The sequence below is a fragment of the Anabaena sp. CCY 9910 genome (genome assembly GCF_963920875.1).
Lineage (GTDB): Bacteria > Cyanobacteriota > Cyanobacteriia > Cyanobacteriales > Nostocaceae > Trichormus > Trichormus variabilis.
In genome coordinates, this window is the sequence record NZ_CAWUDJ010000001.1 from 266,189 (window position 1) to 287,507 (window position 21,319).

The following is a 21,319-nucleotide window of genomic DNA, read 5'->3' on the forward strand; positions in this document are numbered from 1 at the left end:
TTGAGAATGATTTTACCTTGGTTAGAGGTTTTTGCTATTTCTATACTGTTTCTATGATTATTCTGTAAATTTTCGTCATATCGGGAAAGAAATTCTTGTAATGTCAAATACATATTTTCCGATTCCTTACTGGTGTTGGCTACATGATGACTACATTCGTAGCGAAACCTGTTCTAATATTTCATCAAGCCAAGGCATGAATTTATTAAAATCTCATATTGGCGATGAAAATCATTTTCAATTGCAGATAGCCAAGGTATAACCATGCAGCACCTGGCAATTTTTGGTGGCACATTTGATCCGATTCATTGGGGACACTTGCTCATAGCTGAGGCAGCTTTGCAGCAGATATCAATAGAAAAAGTAATTTGGGTGCCATCACTAAATCCTCCTCATAAAAAAGCATCTGCTTTTAAACATCGCCTAGCAATGCTGCAATTAGCTACACAAGATAACCCAGCGTTTACTGTTTCCTCTGTGGAAAAAAATCGCTCAGGAGTTTCTTACGCGATTAACACCTTGACCGACTTATCTGTTTGTTTCCCAAATACTCACTGGTACTGGATAGTAGGCTTGGATACTTTCCAAACTTTACCTCGTTGGTACCGTGGGCAGGAATTAGCACCAATGTGTGATTGGTTAATCGCACCCCGATTGGTAGGTGGTGAGAATATAGCTCAAAGTGAGTTAATCTGCAAGCAAGTGAAGCAGCAATTGAGAAAACAGTCAAATACTATTCACTGGCACTTACTGCATATACCCTTAGTGGGAGTTTCGTCAAGTTTAATTCGTAAACTTTATCGAGTAGGGAAGTCAATTCGTTATTTAGTTCCCGAAGATGTGAGATCCTACATCGCTGATCACAAGCTTTACTCAGAAGATTCTGAATAAAATATGTGTTTTTTTTTGGATCTAACACTTTATGGTTATAAATACCCTCCCCCTTTGCGATATGATTGGGGTCAAAGATATCAACTTATAGGCATATATACAGAGGGCAAGACACTGTGATTAGAGTCGCAATCAACGGTTTTGGTCGTATTGGGCGTAACTTTGCACGCTGCTGGCTGGGACGAGAAAATAGTAATATCGAGCTTGTAGCTGTTAACGACACATCAGATCCGAGAACTAATGCTCACCTCCTAAAGTACGACTCGATGCTTGGGAAGTTAAAGAATGTTGACATTACGGCTGATGATAACTCTATCACCGTTAACGGTAAGACCATTAAATGCGTATCTGATCGCAATCCAGAAAACTTGCCCTGGAAGGAATGGGAAATTGATTTAATTATCGAATCAACTGGGGTATTTACTAGCAAAGAAGGTGCGTTAAAGCACGTTAATGCTGGAGCTAAGAAAGTTTTGATCACAGCCCCCGGTAAAAACGAGGACGGCACTTTTGTGATTGGTGTAAATCATCACGACTATGATCACAACGTACATCACATTATCAGTAATGCTAGTTGTACAACCAACTGTCTAGCTCCCATCGCTAAGGTTCTGAACGACAAATTCGGGATCATTAAAGGCAGCATGACAACGACCCATAGCTACACAGGTGATCAGCGCTTATTAGATGCTTCTCACCGTGATTTACGCCGGGCAAGGGCAGCAGCCATCAACATCGTCCCTACCTCCACCGGTGCGGCGAAAGCAGTCGCATTAGTTATCCCAGAACTCAAAGGCAAGCTGAATGGCGTTGCCTTGCGCGTACCTACCCCGAACGTCTCAATGGTAGATTTCGTAGTTCAGGTTGAGAAGCGTACTATTACTGAAGAAGTCAACCAAGCCCTCAAAGACGCGTCTGAAGGCCCACTGAAAGGCATTTTGGACTACAGCGAACTACAATTGGTATCGTCTGATTATCAAGGAACTGACGCTTCCTCTATCGTTGATGCTAGCTTGACCCTAGTTATGGGTAACGATCTTGTGAAAGTTATGGCTTGGTATGACAACGAATGGGGTTACAGCCAACGCGTTCTCGACTTGGCAGAATTAGTAGCTGAAAAATGGGTTTAAGTTAATTTGGTCAATTGTTAGTTGTTAGTTGTTAGTTGTGTTTAGTATTACTAAGCAGTGGCAACTAGCAATTAATCCTAGTGACTAAAATGTTGAAATCCCTGATTGAGAGTGAGTACTTGGTCAGGGATTTTTGTGTTTCTATGATGCAGCATTACGTTGGCATCTGATGTAATGGTGCCGATAATGGCTGCACTTTGACCCAAATTTTGTACTAAGGTTTTTGCTAGGTCTGGTGGTAAACACATCACTAATTCAAAATCTTCGCCACCGTATAAAGCATAATTCAACGCTTGTTCTGGTGTTAGCCAGTGCTTGAAGGCTGTTGGTATGGGTATTTGGTCGCTTTCTATAACAGCACCAACACCACTGGTGCGGCAGATTTGTAGTACAGCATCGGCTAAACCATCGCTGCTATCCATACCGGTGATCGAGAGTGGGGAGTGGGAGATTTGCCAGAGATAGGGAAGAACATCTAAACGCGGCTGGGGACGCTGGTGGGCTTTAATTAAAGCCGCCTTTTCTTCGAGGGTAAGGTCTTTTCCTGTTTTGGGGTCTAGAAGCAACTTTAAACCCGCATGGGACGCTCCGTGAATACCTGTAACTGCGATCGCATCCCCAACTTGAGCAGTAGAACGGCGGATAATCCTATTGGGGTGGACTTGACCAAAAGCGGTAATGGATAGAGTAGTGATAGGCGATCGCACCACATCTCCACCAACAATGGGAGTATTGTATTGTTGCAGGCATTCTGTAATTCCTTGGTATAAGCGTTCTACCCAACTCACGCTCAAATCCCCAGGAAGCGCCAACGCAATAGTAATACCCAAGGGTGTAGCACCCATCGCCGCTAAATCTGACAAATTCGCCGCCGCAGCACGCCATCCCGCATCTTCTGGGGAAGTTGTAGCATCACTAAAATGCACCCCATCAACCAGCATATCTGTAGTGACAACTAAAGATTGCTCTGGTTGTGTTACCAATACCGCCGCATCATCACCAATAATTTCTGGTGGACAAAAGCGCTGCAATATTTTCAATAGTCCTTGTTCGCCAATATCTTTAACTTTGCTCATTGGTCATTAGTCATTGGTCAACAGTCAATACTCCCTCAAGTTAAGATAATGGTATCGTCTAGGGGTCTGTTGGGATGGTAGCTACACCAGTCACAAATCTTACTTTTGAAGAGTACTTAATTTATGATGATGGCAGTGGTTTTCACTATGAACTGGTGGATGGCAGGCTGGAATTAATGAACCCCCCAACGATTGAACATTTCTTGATTGCTAAATTGCTTGAGCAAGTACTTGATACTGAGATTAATAGGTTGAGTTTACCTTGGTTATGTTTTCGGGAAACTGGGGTGAGAACGGGGCGGAATAAATCTAGGTTAACTGATTTGTCTGTAGTGACGCAGGGACAAGCCAGAGAATTACTCAATGTGTCAGCTGTATTTGAGTCATCACCGTTACTGATTGTCGAGGTAGTAAGTCCAGATTCAGTAAAACGGGACTATCGCTATAAGCGGTCTGAATATGCGGCGGCTGAGGTTTTGGAATATTGGATTGTAGACCCGTTAGAGAAAAAAATTTCTGTACTGCTGCTGGAAGAAGGACTTTACGAAGAGACGGTGTTTACAGGCGACGGGAAAATTTTATCGCGGACTTTTGGGGAAATAGAGATTTCTGTTGAGCAGGTTTTGGCTGCGGGAAATCTGGGTTAGCAAGAAGGAAGGAGAGATGAGAGAGAAAGACAAGTAACAACTGAGTATTGTTTATTGCCTTCTCACCCAGAATTTATACCAATACCAATTCAATGAATGATTGCAACACATCGTTGGGTGAAGACGCGATAAATCGCGTTTCTAAGGATGGTTGATTTGTTCCGTTCAATTAGGGAAAACCAAAAAATAAATTATCCCAAATAAGCGAGTTAGTAGGGTGCGTCAGCATGAATAATCTCTTGGTATAGTTAGGTTTTCCCAAACTGACGCACCCTACATTTTGGATGTTTTTTTATCTGTAAGTCCCTTAATGATTGCAATACATCGTTGGGGGAAGACGCGATAAATCGCGTCTCTACGGATGGTTGATTTGTTTCGTTCTTTTTTCCAATTGGTATTAGAACTCAGAAATATATTTAGGTTGATTGGGGTTGTACTAAATTGTCTAGTCCCTGAACAACGGTGGCTGATTCGATTTTGTCACCGGCTTTTAGTGTATCTAAAATGTCTCTGCCTTCTATGAGATAGCCAAAAACTGAGTAACGACCATCTAAGAGGTTACGTCCGGCTGGGGTGAGTTCTGGTTCAAATAAGAAGAAGAAGACTTGAGAAGACGCACCATCGGCTTCGGTTTCAGGACGAGCCATTGCTAATGCACCAAAGGAAGAAAAGGGTAATACTGGCATATCTAGATAGCGTCCAGCGTCTTCTAAGGTGATTCCGTAGGTTGGTTTTTTATCACCTTCTACCAGAATTTCTAAAGGGATAGCCCGATATTTGCCTGTTTTGGGATCAATAAAACCCTGTTCTTTGCCTGGGGGATCTCCGGTTTGTAGAACGTAAGATTCTTCAGAACGGGTAAATTCTAACCCATTATAGAAACCCCGTTGCACTAAATCTACAAAGTTTCCCGCCGTTACAGGGGCGCTGTAACCATCAACCACAACAGTTAAATCACCTTTGTTGGTTTTAATCGCTATGGTGGCGCGTCCTTTAAGTTGAGGGAGGTTACTATACTCTTCTGGAACTTCAAAAGGAAATTCCTTCACCATTGATTCTTCTATAAGGGAGACTAAATTAAGTAATTTAGCTCTCTCTAGTAGCACTTGTTCTTTATCTTTGGATTGTGCAATTTCTTGAACTTTTGCTACACCAGTTTTTAATTCATTAATCCAAGTTTCAGCTTGAGTTTGGCGTTCTTCCGGAACGCTTGTTAGGATTTGTGAAGGTTTATCAAGAATGCGGGATGCTTTACTCAGGTCTTTGGAGACAGCACCCCATCGGCGATTTGCACGCAGTTGGGCAGAAATATCTTCTAAACTGGCTTGCAGTTCGCGTACCGGCTTATTATTTATTGGGAGTGCATACCGCAATAAAGCTCTACCGTCAGTAATCGCATTTCCAGATGGCAAGGCGGCGTTACTGGAAGGAGTCCAGCCAGCTGTATTTATGCCTAAAAATATTGTTACTAACAGTATTGCCATGAGGCTGTTCTTCAGCCAGGATTTAAATAAATTCAACATGGAATAGCTCAATGCAGCATCAAATTGTTGACTAGGCGTAACCCATCAATCATCTTCCCACAGTACGAGTCATGAGTAGTATTTGGGGATTGGTGACTAATGACAACTAACACCGACTACTGACTAATTACCTAATTAAGACCCTTGAAGGGTACAATAAATGCCGATTGTCTTCCAACACTTGAAAGCTTCATGATTTCTAGTAACGATTTTCGACCTGGTGTATCCATTGTCTTAGATGGGTCTGTATGGCGAGTGATAGATTTCCTTCACGTTAAGCCAGGTAAGGGTTCTGCCTTTGTCCGGACAACTCTAAAGAACGTCCAAAGCGGCAAGGTTTTAGAAAAAACCTTCCGGGCTGGGGAAACTGTTCCACAAGCTACTTTAGAAAAAATTACAATGCAGCATACCTATAAAGAGGGCGATGAGTTCGTCTTTATGGATATGGAAAGCTATGAAGAAGGACGACTCAGCGCAGCACAAATTGGCGATCGCGTCAAATACCTTAAAGAAGGTATGGAAGTGAACGTTATTCGTTGGGGTGAGCAAGTGCTAGAGGTGGAACTGGCTAACTCTGTAGTCTTGGAGGTTATACAAACTGATCCAGGTGTTAAGGGTGACACGGCTACAGGTGGCACGAAACCAGCAATTGTCGAAACTGGTGCAACTGTGATGGTTCCTTTGTTTATTTCTCAAGGAGAACGTATCAAAATTGATACCCGCGACGATAAATATTTAGGCAGGGAATAGGTTTCGTCTCATCCGAGAACAAATCCCGATTTCAATCCCTATTTCAGGGATTAAATCCCTGCCACACTTGGGCCAATTCAAAATTCGTCTTGAAAAGTTTGCTCAACGGGGAGAACCCCCGCACCGCAACTTTCCGCAAAATTCAAAAAACTGGATTCCTTTGGGTGTCTGGGTCTTAATGGTAAATGAATTTTGCAGAGTTGGTATGAAAAATTCTTTATTTACGGACTGGTCGAGGTAATAAAAACTGTGCCATTGGACTTTAATGAAATCCGTCAACTGCTGACAACTATTGCACAAACAGATATTGCGGAAGTAACGCTCAAAAGTGACGACTTTGAACTAACAGTACGTAAAGCTGTTGGTGTGAATAACAGTGTTGTGCCGATTGTGACAGCACCTCTGAGTGGTGTGGTAGGTTCGGGATTGCCATCGGCTATACCGATTGTTTCCCATCCTGCCCCAACTCCGGCTCCAGAGGTGGGAACAAGCCGTGTAGCCGATCATGCGGTCACGAATTCCGGCTCACAGCCAGGAGCAAAAATCATTGACCAAAAATTAGCAGAAGTGCCTTCCCCAATGGTGGGAACATTTTACCGCGCTCCTGCACCAGGTGAAGCCGCATTTGTGGAAGTCGGCGATCGCATCCGTCAAGGTCAAACCGTCTGCATCATCGAAGCAATGAAGCTGATGAATGAAATTGAGGCTGATGTTTCTGGGCAAGTGATCGAAATTCTCGTCCAAAACGGCGAACCTGTAGAATATAATCAACCTTTGATGAGAATTAAACCAGATTAAGTATTAATGTATATAGGTGAGTCATTACTAACTCAAGTTGCTAGTTATGTTTGGTAATTGGTAACTGGTAATTGCTAATTGGTAATTGAGAAAAATTTTACTCATTACCCATTACCCATTACCAGCCATAAAATTGACCGCTAGCAACTTAAATTACTAGCAGTGAGTCATTGGTAAAGTTGTCAGTCCTGCGGATCAATCCTGATGAAACAAGCGTTGCCTGTATCTCAAGAAGTGGTGCAACAAGTAGCCGAATACTTCAGCCTGTTAAGTGAGCCGATGCGTCTGCGGCTGTTGCATTTACTACGGGATGAAGAAAAGTGTGTACAGGAATTGGTAGACGCAACCCAGACTTCGCAGGCCAATGTGTCTAAACACCTAAAAGTAATGTGGCAAGCTGGAATCCTCAGCCGTCGCAGTGAAGGAACTAGTGCTTACTACCGGGTCGAAGACGAGATGATTTTTGAGTTGTGTAATCGGGTTTGCGATCGCCTTGCTACAAGGTTAGAACAGCAAGCCCGTAATTTTAGGGTGCTAAATAAAAATTAGTCATTAGTCCATAGTCTGAATTTGTTGACTATTGACCATTGACCATTGACTAAAGTGGATAATCTTTCTTAAAGCTGTCACGGGTTAGGGGCTGATCTAAGACTACGCCTTCACCACCTAAAACTTCCAATGGTTTACCATTTACCTCAATGTACACTTTGGCATTGGGGTTTAAACTTGTGGCAGTATAGACTACTTGACCAACACGACCCATCATTGAGGTACTACCGCCGCCACTGGTGAAATCTTCAGATAAATTAACGTGTACCTCATCATTATTTTCTACTTTTAGTCCTAATAACTTAGTACCTTTGGGGATAGTAGTAGAGTCTGTTCCTTCTGTCGGCCCTGCTAATAAATTTTGGAAAGCTTTTTCTAAAACTTGATTTGGCTGTACAGCAGCTACTCTCACTCTTTGGGGAACTAAATCTACGCTATCGCCTTTTGGTTTGAGCCAATAGACGCTAGGAGTTTGCTCATTACCTGGTTGTTTAGTCGTTGGCTGTCCTGGTTCTTGGACACGTTGAGAAGGATTTGATGGCGTGGGATTATTATTATGAGAGTTGGCAGTTATCCAAGCCACGCCGCCAGCAACCGTTACAACTGCGGCTGAGACTGCTGCAATTACACCTGAAGATATACGGTTAGATCCTTGTTGGTTATTCATATTTAAAACCTTCCTGACTGGGGGCTGAAACAGGACTTACACAGAGATTATTTTTGGAGTCGAGGGTGTAAGGGTGTAAGGGTGTAAGGGTTTTGAAACCTATACCCCTGTACCCCTAAATTCCTATACCCTTTGCCCAAACCATAGGTTTTGCTTCTCATGGGTAATTCCTAAAGGTAGTCTTGTTGTGAAGAGCAGCCTGGTTAAGGACGATGCTGACAAATGGAGAGTTTCCAAAAACCTGAAAGATAACTCTGTAGATTCAAGTGCTGCACTTTGTCTGTTGAGACTTCAAAGCTCAAAAGTCATTCTGAAACAAGACTTCTATGATGATTGATGGGTTAATATATCTGGCTTCACACCTTCACTAAATTATATATTTATTGTCTAGAATTAGCTGATAGGAATTAACCTGTCTTTCTGAATTCTGGATTCTAAATTTTTATTTATTATTCATTTTAGAATTAGTGTTGGGAATTCGTCACCTATCAAATTATGTAAATCTGTAAATGTTATGATTTCTTCAAGTTTTCAACAATTGAATGAGAAATACAGAGGAAATGAGAGTAATAAATAGTCTCATTTCCTCATAATTTAATTTTTCTGCTCTATTGCAGCTTTAATCCACTGCTGGAGTGTGGTAATAACTTCATCAATGGGGATTTCTTGAGATTGGCGAGTTGCCCTTTCTACAATTTCAACTTTACCGTTAGTAATTGCTCGTCCGGTAACAATTCTGTAAGGAATACCGATTAGATCAGCGTCTTTGAATTTGACTCCGGCTCTTTCATTACGGTCATCTAATAAAGTTTCTACCCCTGATTGATTCAGTTCAGTGTAAAGCCTTTCCGCAATTTCTACCTGTTGGGCATCGTTAATGTTAGGAATTGTCACAATTGCATGATAAGGAGCGATCGCCACAGGCCAAATAATGCCATCCTTGTCATAAGATTGCTCTACGGCTGATTGGGCTAATCGAGATACACCCACACCGTAGCAACCCATAACCAGGGGTTTTTCTTCGCCTTGTTCATTGGTATAGGTTGCGCCTAAAGCTTGGGAATATTTAGTACCTAATTGGAAGATGTGACCAACTTCAATTCCTCTGGCGCTTTTTAAGATTTGGGTGGAGTCGTGAACAGCGCGATCGCCTGGCCTGGCTTTTCGCACATCTACAACAATTTCTGGGAGAGGAAATTGTTCGCCCCAATTCGCACCCACAACGTGATAACCAGCTTCATTTGCACCTGTAATGAAGTTTTTTAAATCAACGGCGGTTTTATCAACAAACCGGACAAATTTGGGATGAATTTGTTTATTTGCAGCAATATACTCATCAGCAATATCCGGTGCAATATAGCCCAAAGGTAAAGATTTCGCTGTCCATGTTTGTTGATTTTCTGCACTGGGAACGGTTAAAGAAATAATCGCCTTTGCACCGTAATTAGCAGCTAATTTTGTCAATTCATTCTGTAATTTAACTTCATTAACTTCTTGATCACCACGAATAATTACCAGTACCAAAACTGTTGCACCATTGTCATAAACGGTTTGGTAGAGAACATTTTTCACTATCTGGGTGGAAGAAGCTTTGAGAAATTGAGTAACTTTTTCAATAGTTTCTGTTCCTGGTGTTTCTCGCTTTTCAAAAGTTGTAAATTGTGCCGGTTCTGCATCCGCAGGTAGAGAAACAGCTTTTTCTACGTTAGCTGCGTATTTCCCATCATCGGTGTAGAGAACTTCGTCTTCCCCAGCTTCCGCCAACACCATAAATTCTGTAGAACCAGAACCACCAATTGCGCCGGAATCGGCTTCTACAGGACGAAATGCTAAACCAGCACGCCGCAGCATATTGCTGTAGGCTTGGTACATATCTTGGTAGGTTTTTTTCAGGCTTTCTTCATCGACGTGGAAAGAATAGCCGTCCTTCATGATAAATTCCCGTCCGCGCATCAACCCAAACCGGGGGCGAATTTCATCGCGGAACTTGGTTTGCAATTGATATAGGTGTATGGGTAGCTGACGGTAAGAGCGAATCATATCACGAGCGATCGCTGTAATTACTTCCTCGTGTGTCGGCCCTAACCCTAATTGTTGTTCACGGCGGTCAATTAGGGAAAACATAATTCCCTCGGCTTTAGTATAAGTATCCCAGCGTCCAGACTCCTTCCACAACTCCGACGGCTGTAACTGGGGTAACAGACATTCTTGTGCGCCTGTCGCGTTCATTTCTTCCCGCACAATTTGAGAAACCTTTTGCAGTACCCGCCACATCAGGGGGAGATACGCATAAATACCGCTACCGATGCGACGAATGTAGCCTGCACGTAGTAATAACTTATGGCTAGGAATCTCCGCATCAGCCGGATCATCCCGTAGTGTAACGAATAACATTTGTGACAGTCGCATCGTTTATTCCTTGACTCCTAATTGCAAAATCACTAACTTCTGTATCAACTCAATTACGAAATATCGAACATGAACTATGAATTACAAAATATAGGTTATTCCTAATAGGGATTTAGGGGTTTAGGGGTGTAAGGGTGTAGGGGTATAGGGGTATAGGGGTGTAAGGGTAAGAATTTTAGATTCAGTCCCCAGTCCTCAGTCCCCAGTCCCCAGTCCCCAATCCCCAATCCCCAGTCCCCAGTCCCCAATCCCCAGTCCCCGATCCCCATGATTTACCAAGCACAACCACCTCTAGAATTTATCTCCCCAGCTTTTAATCCCTTGCTTCTGCGATTTGTTCACCTGTTTCTACCAACTTGGATTCGTTCTCAAACAGCCATTAACCAAATTGAAGCAGACAATGCTGAGGTTTTAGCAAATCTTTACCGCGAGTTTCAAGGGGGTAAAATTCGCTTTTTACTGGCGTTTCGCCATCCACAAACGGAAGATCCATTTTCTTTGGTTTATTTGCTTTCACAACTCGTGCCAAGGGTAGCACGACAGCAGGGTATAGCACTACAGTCTCCCATTCATGCTCATTTTATCTACGATCGCGGTATTCCTCTCTGGGCTGGTGACTATGTTGGTTGGCTTGCATCCCAGTTGGGTGGGACTCCCATACAGAGGGGTAAGGCTGACTGGACTGGGTTACGTTCGGCGCGGGATTTATTCGCCAATGGTAAATTTCCGATGGCTGCTGCTCCAGAAGGTGCTACTAATGGTTTATCGGAGATGATCAGCCCATTAGAACCAGGTATTGCCCAAATGGGTTTTTGGTGTGCTGAAGATTTGCACAAAGCCGGACGTACCGAGCAGGTTTTAATTGTACCAGTTGGGATTAAATATAGTTACGTTGATGCACCTTGGCAAGCGATCGCCAAAATTTTGGATGATTTGGCTGTGGCTAGTGGTTTACCTGTAGATACAAGCACCAAAAACCAAGTTCCTGATTTGGAGTCACTTTACCCGCGTTTGTTGACTTTGGCAGAACATTTACTGTCTTTAATGGAACAGTTTTACACGCGGTTTTATCATCTCAAGTTATCTCCAGTAACGGAAGGAGTGAGCGATAATCGTAACGAAGCCTTGAAATTACGTTTACAAGCCTTGTTAAATGCTGCACTAGAAATAGCCGAGCAGTATTTTAATTTACAACCAAAGGGACAATTAAGCGATCGCTGTCGCCGAGTAGAACAAGCTGGGTGGAATTATATATTTAGGGAAGATTACAAAGATATTAAAGGATTATCTGCCGTTGAACGGGCATTAGGCGATAGAGTTGCAGAAGAAGCTAACGCCAGAATGTGGCATATGAGATTAGTTGAAAGTTTTGTGGCTGTTTCCGGTAATTATATCCGCGAAAAACCAACAGTAGAAAGGTTTGCGGAAACAGTATTAATTGTTTGGCAGATGTTAGCAAAAATCCAAGGTACAAAATCTTTTAATCGTCCCAAATTAGGCAAGCAAAAAGTCAAAATTACTATTGGTGAACCGTTATCTGTATCAGAATTATATCCCAAGTATAAAGAGAGTCGTTTAGGTGCAAGACAAGCTGTTGCTGATTTGACAAATAATCTACAACAAGCGATGGAAGGATTGATTTAAATTTTATAGCAATGACTTTAGTCGAGATACCCTAACTGGGAAACACCTTGGGTAAATTCAGGAATAAACTTGTACGCTGCTTGACGAAATTCTTTTAATTTGTCACTTTTCATATTGGCAGACGAGAGTTAGTGGTTCTTCTCTCAGGTTCTGCTAATAGGGTGTCTGTGTTCAAGCACACCCTCTATTTTTTTCGACTTTCTTGGCTATTTAGTCTAAACTCCAGATATTTGTCATAAATAAGTAATTGCCGAAAACAGAAAGCATTTACAACAAATGAGAAAGCAATATCTCTAATTGCTTGCTGAAAACACCGAAATGAATACGCAATCTACTGAAATGAGAAAGCATTTACAGCAAATGAATAAACAATATCTCTAATTGCTTGCGGAAAACACTGAAATGAGAAAGCATTTAAGGCAAATGAGTAAGCATTTAAGCATTTTGCTTTTTCAAACGCTTATGAGCAAAAAAGTAATGCGCTAAAGCCCACCAAAGGCTATTTCTGGGATGAAAGCTACGCCGGAGGTCATCGCTAAAAAAATCTAATTGTGTGAAGAAATGGCTAGGGACGTGCAATTTCCAAGTCTTTGCATATTTTGACAACTAGAACATCAACAATTTCTGTATGCCTGGGAACTGCTGATGTTCTATTGTTTACTGGATTGTAGTAAATTGTATGTTTTCCACCCTCTCGGAGAAATAAACAACCATTCTCTTCTAAATGACCTTTTTTGAATTCAAAATGCAAAATATCCTACGGGAAGGCTACGCCAACAAAATTCAAAATGAAGAAGAATTTTTTTGAATTTAATAATTTTGGGTACAAGCCCCCACCATAATCTTTGATTTGGTGGTCTACCCTTCAGGTTGCCGCAGGCTACAATTAGTGCCGAGTCCAAGCTCCCACTAATTGTCTTTAATGCGCGAATTTTGCGAAAAGTTCTGTAGGCGGGTTTCCCGCCGTAGGAAACTTTTCAAGACGAATTTTTAATTTTGAATTGGAGCGAAGCGACTTGGCGAATTAACTCACGTCTTTTCACTAGATTTTAACGGTAATCTGTTCACGAATAACGTTTTTGTTAGCAAGTTCCTTTTCTGCAAGCTCTCGATTAGAAATCAATATAAGTTCAATAGCTTCTAATAAACTCTCTCTTGCTTCTTCTAAAGTTCTCTCTTGAATATTTGCTCCTGGCAACTCTTGGGCATAGCCTATATACCAATCGCCTACTTTTTCAAATACAGCAGTGAAAGAGTTTTCCATATTATTTAATAATAATTGCTTGGCTAAAACGAGCAACAATTATATATTTGCACTATTTAAGTACTAGTTTAGGATATCATAATCCAGTATTTGTAGGGTGGGCATTGCCCACCTTATAATGACGTAAGTTCGACGAACAAAAAAACCCTCTCCATAGCTTGCTTCCCGTAGGGTACCTCTCCTCTGCAAGGCTATAGTGTACACACAAGTGTTATGACGTTGCCTGTGGTGGGCAATGCCCACCCTACGTAATTAAACTGTCACGCCTTCCAATTGTTCATCAGTCAATTCATACAACTGACGTAACTTATCTAACTTATCTTTATCAGCTTCCCATAAACCCCGCCCATGCGCTTCTAACATTCTGCTGACGATATTACGAAAAGCTTCTGGGTTGGCTTGACGTAATTTCTCTGCCATTTCTGGGTCTAAAGCATAAGTATCTGCGGCTTGGTCATAAACCCAATCATCTTTAAAATCAGCCGTACCACCCCAACCGATTAGGGCTGTCATGCGTTGAGAAATTTCATAAGCGCCACCGGAACCTTGACTCGCCATTGCATCAGCCCATTTGGGATTAAGTAATTTAGTTCGGTATTCCATCCGCAATAAATCCTCTAAGTTGCGGGGTGTGGTGTCTTTAGAGAAACTTTCCACAAAGCTAGCGGTAACTTTTTTACCGCTTTGCTTTTCGGCTGCTTTTTTCAAACCGCCTGTATTGGCGTAATATTCCTGAATATCGGTTAAACCATATTCTACCGAATCTATTTCTTGCACGATGCGATCGCTCGTCTTCAAAAGTTCCTGCAATACTTCCGGTCTAGCTTGTCCTTTATCTTGTCTGCCATAGCTAAACACATTGCGACTTTGCCAAGTATTACCTAACTCTTCTCCAGATTCCCAGTTACCATCCACAACTCTATCATTCACCAAAGAACCAAAATCCCCCACAGGATTGGAAAATAACCTCGCGGAAGCATTTTCTATACCTTGGGCTTTTAAAGCTAAAGCGTGTTTTCTAATAAAATTCTGGTCTTCTGGTTCATCAGCATCAGCAGCCCTTTGAAATAAATCATCCAATAATTCGATGATGTTGACAAAACTATCTCGAAAAATACCCGACAGATTTCCTAACACATCAATGCGCGGATGTCCGACTTCTGCTAAAGGTTTCAATTCATAACGCACAATACGACCTGTTCCTTCTTTCACAGGTTCAGCACCGACTAATTCTAAAAGAATCCCCAAAGATTCACCTTTAGTTTTAATTGCATCCAATCCCCACAATAAAACCGCTACAGTTTCCGGATATGTATGATGTTCTTGTAAATGCTGGGCGATGATTTTTTGAGCAATTTCTCGACCCCGTTCATAAGCTGCGGGGGATGGCATTCTATAGGGGTCTAAGGCGTGAATATTTCGACCTGTGGGTAATACACCAGCCCCATCTCGTAACAAATCGCCTCCTGGTGCTGGGGGAATATATTCACCATTTAATCCGCGTAAAAGATTGGTTAATTCATCTGTGGTTTGCATTAACAAATCTGTAATTAACTTCTCAATTTCTGGGTCTTTTGCTTGTTCTTCACCAAAATAAGCATTGAGATAAGACGCTAATTCCTCTTGACTTGGGGCTTCACCTAATGTATGTAAACCAGAAGAAAATAACCGAGTTTCTAAAACTTGCAAATACTCATATAATTTCACCAAATAATCATCAAAAGCATGGGCGCTAAACATCCTGATATTTTCTGGAGTGAAGGGAATGCCCAAGCGTTTGGCATCTGTAAATGGACAATCTGCATCTAAACCAGTATCAACAATCTTTTTACAAATCCCTTCTTTCAAGACATAATTCTTTTGCGGGTCTTCTCGATATTCCGCAATTAAATCGCGCAGAGTAATTAATTCTTTATATAAACCAGCACGACCATAGGGCGGGACATTGTGAGAAATTAGCACCCCATAACCGCGACGTTTTGCCAAAATTGATTCGGAAGGATTATTTGCTGCATATATATATAAATTGGGCAAATCTCCTAACAAAATATCTGACCAAGAATAACCAGTATTACCCAAAGGCGAACCAGGCAACCATTCTACAGTCCCGTGCATTCCAAAATGGACGACAGCATCAGCTTGTAATTCATTTTGCAACCATTTGTAGAAAGCAGCGTATTGGGGATGGGGTGTTAAATCACGTTCAAACATTAACCGCATGGGGTCGCCTTGTATCCCCAATGGCGGCTGGACACCTATCCACACATTCCCTAACTGCACACCGCCAACATGGAGTTCATCACCGTAGGTTTTGATTCCGCTACTGGTGAGGGATTTCCATTGTTTTTCAATCCGAGAAGTGCGGAGATATCCCAACCATTTTTCTAATTGACGGGAATTAACAGTATTGGCTGAGGAGGGAAAAGGTTTATTTTTCTCCCATCTTTCCATCTCTTCATCAGTTTCCTTCACCAGACGAATTAATTCTTCCCCATCTTCTGGGATATCACCGACTTGATAACCTTGGTCTTTGAGGGCGTGGAGTAATTTAATCAAACTGCGGGGAACATTTAATAATGCAGCCGTACCCGTAGCCCCATAACCAGGAGGGAACCCATATAAAATGATGGCAATTTTCCTTTCTGCTGGGGGTGTTTGACGTAAAGCAATCCAGGTTTTAACTCTACCAATGAGACGCTGTACCCGTTCAGGAACTAAATAAATATCTTCACCCACCAAACCACCGAGGGGTATGGTATCGATAGCGCCGTCTAATTCTGGTAAGGCGTATAACACCACACTTTGCAAACCACCCACACCTTGACGTGTCCATGAATGGATATCTTGAATTAATAAAGGTGCAGCGACAATATAAGGAACATTTTTGGCGGTAAGAATGCGCTTGGCTACTTCCACCTGACGACCAGCTTCCATTGAACCAGCCGGGCCACCAACTAGGGGAAAGCCAATGGTAGAAACAATTGCATCAACTTTGACGGCTTCTGGAGATAGTGAGGGTGTGGCGATATTACCGATTTGTCGTTGCTGAAATTCATAGTCGGTAGTCATCCAATCCCGTACCGCAACGTGTCCTTCTACGCCATTGATAAAAATGGGTAGGGGAATTAAACCCGCATCTTCAAAGCGGCGAATCAGTTGGGGTATGTATGGTTGTTTGGTGATGACGTGTTTACGGTAAAGGAGAATACCAACGACGGGGTTTGTTATAACGGGATTTGTTGCAACGTGGCGCGGATTTGTAGAGACGTTGCATGCAACGTCTCTACGGTGACCGTCGCGGGAATGAGTTTGATACCACGCCAAATATTCGCGGGGGGATGCAAAAAACCCTGGATAATCGGGATGCAATAAACCTATGTTGGGGGTTTCAATTGGTGGGGGAATGTCGCCGATTTTTAAATCTAAATATTTTTCCCCTAGTGTCCAAAATAAGGAAGCCACGTTTTCAGTGCCGCCGGCGTTCCAATAACCATAGATAATTAACCAGTTGCGTAAGTCTTGGACTTTCTGCACTGGAACAAATTTTAAGAGTTTGGGGCCGATTTTTAAGAAACTAATATAACCAGCGAGTTTGTCTTCTTCTCGTCCGTTGCTGAATTTGTCGAGAATAAATTTAACAGGTTTGGGCATTCCCTTTGGTTTATCACCAATGGCGAAAGCACCCAGTTTAGTTAAACTCATCAATTCTAAGGCTGACTCGAATACTAAGCGGATAGGAATTTGGGAAATGCGATCGCGCAACCACACAACTTGGTCATAATCAAATAGTAGGCTACCAAAAAACACATCCGCGCCTTGTAATGCCGCTTCCACTTCTAGGCGCTTGCTGGTAATATCGCGATCGCTAAACACCCGAATATCTAAATCAGCACAGCGAGAATTAGCCAAAAAGGCTGCCTTTCTGTACAAGTCAGCATTAAATGATTCAAATCCAGCAATCAAAACGATGCGTTTCATTCCCGTAAGCCAAGAAACATTTCTTTACCTAAAATTTTACATAAAGCTCTTGACAATTGGGCATCAGTTGGAAAAACACGAGATAGAAAAAATTTAACCAATCCCCAATTTTGGCAATTTGGCACATTTGATAATTACCAGGTTGGTATTCTGAGGTTCATGAATGTTCTTTGTGCGACCATACAGACTTGCAGAACCCCTCGGTTAACCACCGGGGGTCTTTTTTTTAACCTTTGTAGGGGATAATTTTTAAAAGATATCAGGGATAAATTCCAGTGGTTCCACAATCAGAACTTCAGGAAAATTCGTCAATGCAGGCAATTGGGCGTGTATTGGAGAGTTTGCGGAATTATAGATTGATTTCGCTGGGGGCTTTGTTGAGTCTTTTGCTGTTGACGGTGGCAAATGCGGTCACGCCCCAACTATTTCGCTGGGGAATTGACCAGGGCATTGTCAAGAAAGACTTACAGATAGTACTTTACAGCGCCGCCTGGATGGTAGTTGCGGCGATCGCTCGCGGTGTGTTTAATTTTGGTCAAAGTTATTTGGCAGAGGCGGCTTCCCAAGGTGTAGCCTATGAACTGCGAAACAAGATTTTTAGCAAAATTCAAAATCTCAGTTTTAGCTATCATGACCAGTCACAAACTTCTCAACTCTTAACCCGCGTCACTAGTGATATTGAGCAAATCCGCACTTTTATCGGTACTAGCTTAATTCAGGTAATTAGTGGAGTGGTGACGTTAGCCAGTGCAGCAGTAATTTTGCTAGTCATGAATTGGCAACTAGCACTAATTACCTTAACCGTTGTACCCATGTCAGGGTGGTTAATGGCGCGATTCATCACCCAAAATGACCGACTGTTCCGACAAGTACAAGAGCAACTAAGTGACTTAAATGCTGTATTGCAAGAAAATCTGATTGGTATCAGGGTAGTCAAAGCTTTTGTGCGGGAGTCGGCGGAAAGGTCACGTTACACAGGTCTGAATGATGCCCTAGTGACGGCTAACATGAAGACAATTAGCGCCATTCGTAATACCTTCCCGTTTATCTTTCTACTAAGTAACTTGGTAACCCTGGCGGTGTTTGGCTATGGTGGGGCGCAGGTGATTGGTAATACTTTCTCCATTGGTGAACTAGTAGCCTTTAACGCCTATCTAGTATTAATTTTGCAACCAATTTTACTGATTGGTTTTGCTGCACCAGCGATCGCCCAAGCAGCCGCTTCTGCTCAACGAGTCTATGAGGTCGTAGATGCAGCAGTAGAAATCCGCGATCGCGCTGATGCCCTCCCCTTCGTAACTTGCGGTGGTAGAATCACCTTTGAAAATGTCTCTTTCCGCTATCCTGGTGCAGCTACAGAAGCCCTAAAAGATGTTTCCTTTGAAACTAAACCTAACGAATTAATAGCCATTTTAGGCATGACAGGTTCCGGGAAAAGTACCGTTATGAACCTGATTCCCCGCTTTTATGATGTCACCAAAGGCGCAATTCGGATTGATGGGCGAGATGTGCGAGACTTCACCCTCAACAGTCTCAGACAGCACATCGGCATTGTGTTTCAAGAAACCACCTTATTTTCGGGAACTATCCGCGAAAATATCGCCTACGCCAAACCTAAAGCATCATTAGAACAGGTGATAGAAGTAGCGAAAACTGCCCAAATTCATGATTTTATTATTAGCTTGCCAGATGGTTACGAAACCATAGTGGGTGAACGTGGCGTAGGTTTATCTGGTGGACAAAAGCAACGCATAGCGATCGCTCGCACCCTCCTCACCGATTACAGTATTTTGATTTTGGATGATAGTACTTCGGCCGTTGATGCTAAAACCGCCTCTGAAATTCAAGCCGAACTGGATAGCATGATGCGGCAAAAAGCTTGTGTCACCTTTGTTGTAGCCCAACGTATCAGCACAGTCAAAAACGCCGATCGCATTTTTCTCATAGATAAAGGACGGTTAGTAGCCCAAGGTACTCACGAAGAACTAATGCAAACCAGCCCACTCTATGGCGCAATTTTGGAATCTCAAGTGAAGAAAAGACAGGACACAGAAAAGGTAGGGAATAGGGGGTTGACAACTAACAACTAACAACTGACAACTGACAACCAACAACTAACAACTGACAACTCCCTATGAGAACCCCAGCCCCAGTTATTGCCTCCGAACAACAAGCAACTAAGCAACTTTCAACCTTACGGCGTTTTTTACAATACCTGCGACCATTTCGCAAAGAAGTTCCCATTGCTTTGAGTTTAGTATTAATTGGTGCTGTCACCCAGGCGATCGGGCCGTTTTTACTGGGTTGGTCAGTAGATAACCTCATAGCCAAAGGCAATTTACCAGGATTGCTACTGTTATTAGTATTATTAGGGCTAAATTATAGTTTTGGTATCTGGGCAATCCGGGGGCAAATTATCCGCGTCGGCTGGATTATGCAGCGATTACTGGCTCAGTTGAGGCAAGATATTTTTACCAAAATTCAAAGTTTGCCACTCAGCTTTTTTGACCGCAGTGAAGCCGGTGATTTAATGAGTCGTCTGCTAAACGATGTCAACACTGTTAATCAAGCCTTTGGGCAAACAGTGGCACAAATGCTAGGTAATACCTTCAGTTTGGTGGGTATTGTCATTGCCATGCTCTCTATTAACTTACAACTTGGGTTGTTAAGTAACTTAGTTGTGCCTCTGATGATTTTTACCACCAGCTTATTTGCACGGTGGGCTAGGACTAAATTTCGCGTCACCAGACAAACAATTGGGGAACTTTCCGCCAAGTTAGAAGAAGATATTGGCAGTGTGCGAGAAGCCCAAGCCTTTAACCGGGTACATCTTAACATCGCAGAATTTGACGTTCTCAACGCCGCTAATCGTGATGCCAACGTTGAAGCCGTAGCAATTACGGCGGCATTTTTACCATCAATTGATTTTCTCAACACCTTAGCTACAGCAGGTGTCCTTGCCTATGGTGGTTATCTTGCCGTGACAGGAGCCGCAACTGTGGGTGTGGTAACATCATTTTTACTTTACGTCCAGCAATTCTTCCGCCCCATCCAAATCCTCAGTCAGTTTTACACCCAAGCTCAGTCAGCCTTTGCCGGATTAGAGCGTATTTTCCTCTTACTAGATGAACCATCCCAACTCAATGACGCACCCAACGCCACCCAAATGCCTGCTATTCAAGGTGAGGTGACATTTGAGGATGTTAAGTTTGGGTATAATCCAGAGCAACTAGTCCTCAAAGGAGTTAATTTACACGCTAAACCAGGACAAATGGTGGCATTAGTAGGGGCGACCGGTTCAGGCAAAACAACAATTATTAACCTCATATTGCGTTTTTATGATGTGTCTGACGGTGCAGTAAAAATTGATGGTGTTGATGTGCGTAGTGTGACTCAAGCTAGCCTCCGCCATCAGATTGGCATTGTTCTACAAGATAATATTTTGTTTAGCGGTACTGTCGCCGAAAATATTGCCTTTGGCGCACCTTATGCCACTCAAGCCGAAATTGAAGCGGCGGCACAAATGGCAAACGTCCATGAGTTTATCACTTCACTACCGCAAGGTTACACAACCAAATTAGGTGAACGGGGCGCGCCTCTCAGCCAAGGACAAAGACAACTAATTAGTATTGCTCGTGCAGTATTAATTAATCCCCGCATCTTGATTCTTGACGAGGCAACCAGTAGTATAGATACCCGAACAGAAGCTCTAGTACAAGATGCGATCGCTCGTTTATTACAAGGTCGCACCAGCTTTGTCATTGCCCACCGCCTCAGCACTGTTACCCAAGCTAATCAAGTATTGGTCATTCAGCAAGGGCAAATCGTAGAACGAGGTACTCACGCAGAACTTGTCAGCCAGCAAGGTATTTACGCTAATCTGTATGCACTCCAACTGGGGGCAGCAACAGCACAATAATTTCTGGGTAATTGGTGATAATTTGAAGGACTGCGGGTGTTCAGCTCCCCGACTTTTTTGAAAAAGTCGGGGAG

General features: G+C 42.6%; 17 protein-coding genes. 10 read left to right on the top strand and 7 right to left on the bottom strand.

What is annotated here, in order from left to right:
* Positions 1 to 100: 100 nt before the first annotated feature.
* The 3 genes from ACM5QX_RS01130 to ACM5QX_RS01140 all read left to right on the top strand — a co-directional run bounded on the left by ACM5QX_RS01130 (position 101) and on the right by ACM5QX_RS01140 (position 2,021).
* Positions 101 to 262, top strand: coding sequence for a hypothetical protein (locus ACM5QX_RS01130; protein ID WP_153228461.1), 162 nt, complete (start codon positions 101 to 103; stop codon positions 260 to 262).
* A 2-nt stretch (positions 263 to 264) separates the two neighbouring features.
* Positions 265 to 891, top strand: coding sequence for a nicotinate (nicotinamide) nucleotide adenylyltransferase (nadD, locus tag ACM5QX_RS01135; protein WP_414752025.1), 627 nt, complete (start codon positions 265 to 267; stop codon positions 889 to 891).
* Positions 892 to 1,007: 116 nt separating this feature from the next.
* Positions 1,008 to 2,021, top strand: a complete 1,014-nt coding sequence (locus ACM5QX_RS01140) for a type I glyceraldehyde-3-phosphate dehydrogenase (RefSeq protein WP_011319102.1) — start codon at positions 1,008 to 1,010, stop codon at positions 2,019 to 2,021.
* Positions 2,022 to 2,098: 77 nt separating this feature from the next.
* On the opposite strand, the gene thiL is transcribed toward ACM5QX_RS01140, so the two are convergent.
* A complete protein-coding gene (thiL, locus tag ACM5QX_RS01145; protein ID WP_414752026.1) occupies positions 2,099 to 3,097 on the bottom strand; it encodes a thiamine-phosphate kinase in 999 nt (332 codons plus the stop codon).
* 74 nt (positions 3,098 to 3,171) lie between these two features.
* Between thiL and ACM5QX_RS01150 the strand changes: the two genes are divergently transcribed.
* Positions 3,172 to 3,744, top strand: coding sequence for a Uma2 family endonuclease (locus ACM5QX_RS01150; RefSeq protein ID WP_414752027.1), 573 nt, complete (start codon positions 3,172 to 3,174; stop codon positions 3,742 to 3,744).
* Positions 3,745 to 4,160: 416 nt separating this feature from the next.
* Here ACM5QX_RS01150 and ACM5QX_RS01155 read toward each other — a convergent pair whose 3' ends face one another.
* A complete protein-coding gene (locus ACM5QX_RS01155; RefSeq protein WP_414752028.1) occupies positions 4,161 to 5,267 on the bottom strand; it encodes a peptidylprolyl isomerase in 1,107 nt (368 codons plus the stop codon).
* 192 nt (positions 5,268 to 5,459) lie between these two features.
* Here ACM5QX_RS01155 and efp point away from each other — a divergent pair, with 192 nt between their 5' ends.
* The 3 genes from efp (at position 5,460) to ACM5QX_RS01170 (ending at position 7,364) form a co-directional block, all read left to right on the top strand.
* Positions 5,460 to 6,017 (top strand): elongation factor P, encoded by a 558-nt coding sequence (gene efp, locus ACM5QX_RS01160; RefSeq protein WP_010999184.1) that lies wholly within the window; start codon positions 5,460 to 5,462, stop codon positions 6,015 to 6,017.
* Between the two features lie 249 nt (positions 6,018 to 6,266).
* On the top strand, positions 6,267 to 6,815 hold the full coding sequence (gene accB, locus ACM5QX_RS01165; protein WP_414752029.1) for an acetyl-CoA carboxylase biotin carboxyl carrier protein: 549 nt from the start codon (positions 6,267 to 6,269) through the stop codon (positions 6,813 to 6,815).
* Positions 6,816 to 7,019: 204 nt separating this feature from the next.
* Positions 7,020 to 7,364, top strand: a complete 345-nt coding sequence (locus ACM5QX_RS01170; RefSeq protein ID WP_011319097.1) for an ArsR/SmtB family transcription factor — start codon at positions 7,020 to 7,022, stop codon at positions 7,362 to 7,364.
* Between the two features lie 49 nt (positions 7,365 to 7,413).
* On the opposite strand, the gene ACM5QX_RS01175 is transcribed toward ACM5QX_RS01170, so the two are convergent.
* Positions 7,414 to 8,031 (bottom strand): GerMN domain-containing protein, encoded by a 618-nt coding sequence (locus tag ACM5QX_RS01175; protein ID WP_414752030.1) that lies wholly within the window; start codon positions 8,029 to 8,031, stop codon positions 7,414 to 7,416.
* 594 nt (positions 8,032 to 8,625) lie between these two features.
* Positions 8,626 to 10,440 (bottom strand): proline--tRNA ligase, encoded by a 1,815-nt coding sequence (locus ACM5QX_RS01180; RefSeq protein WP_414752031.1) that lies wholly within the window; start codon positions 10,438 to 10,440, stop codon positions 8,626 to 8,628.
* 267 nt (positions 10,441 to 10,707) lie between these two features.
* On the opposite strand from ACM5QX_RS01180, the gene ACM5QX_RS01185 reads away from it, so the two are divergent.
* A complete protein-coding gene (locus tag ACM5QX_RS01185; protein ID WP_414752032.1) occupies positions 10,708 to 12,084 on the top strand; it encodes a 1-acyl-sn-glycerol-3-phosphate acyltransferase in 1,377 nt (458 codons plus the stop codon).
* A gap of 565 nt (positions 12,085 to 12,649) precedes the next feature.
* Here ACM5QX_RS01185 and ACM5QX_RS01190 read toward each other — a convergent pair.
* From ACM5QX_RS01190 to bchH, 3 genes are all read right to left on the bottom strand, one after another.
* Positions 12,650 to 12,835, bottom strand: coding sequence for a type II toxin-antitoxin system HicA family toxin (locus tag ACM5QX_RS01190; protein WP_414752033.1), 186 nt, complete (start codon positions 12,833 to 12,835; stop codon positions 12,650 to 12,652).
* Between the two features lie 291 nt (positions 12,836 to 13,126).
* Entirely contained in the window at positions 13,127 to 13,348 is a 222-nt protein-coding gene (locus tag ACM5QX_RS01195; protein WP_011318733.1) for a type II toxin-antitoxin system HicB family antitoxin, read from the bottom strand.
* Between the two features lie 252 nt (positions 13,349 to 13,600).
* On the bottom strand, positions 13,601 to 17,326 hold the full coding sequence (gene bchH, locus ACM5QX_RS01200) for a magnesium chelatase subunit H (RefSeq protein ID WP_414752034.1): 3,726 nt from the start codon (positions 17,324 to 17,326) through the stop codon (positions 13,601 to 13,603).
* A 275-nt stretch (positions 17,327 to 17,601) separates the two neighbouring features.
* Here bchH and ACM5QX_RS01205 point away from each other — a divergent pair, with 275 nt between their 5' ends.
* Positions 17,602 to 19,416: an ABC transporter ATP-binding protein gene (locus ACM5QX_RS01205; protein WP_414752035.1), complete on the top strand. Its 1,815-nt coding sequence runs from the start codon at positions 17,602 to 17,604 to the stop codon at positions 19,414 to 19,416.
* Positions 19,417 to 19,460: 44 nt separating this feature from the next.
* Positions 19,461 to 21,245, top strand: coding sequence for an ABC transporter ATP-binding protein (locus ACM5QX_RS01210; protein ID WP_414752036.1), 1,785 nt, complete (start codon positions 19,461 to 19,463; stop codon positions 21,243 to 21,245).
* Positions 21,246 to 21,319: the final 74 nt, after the last annotated feature.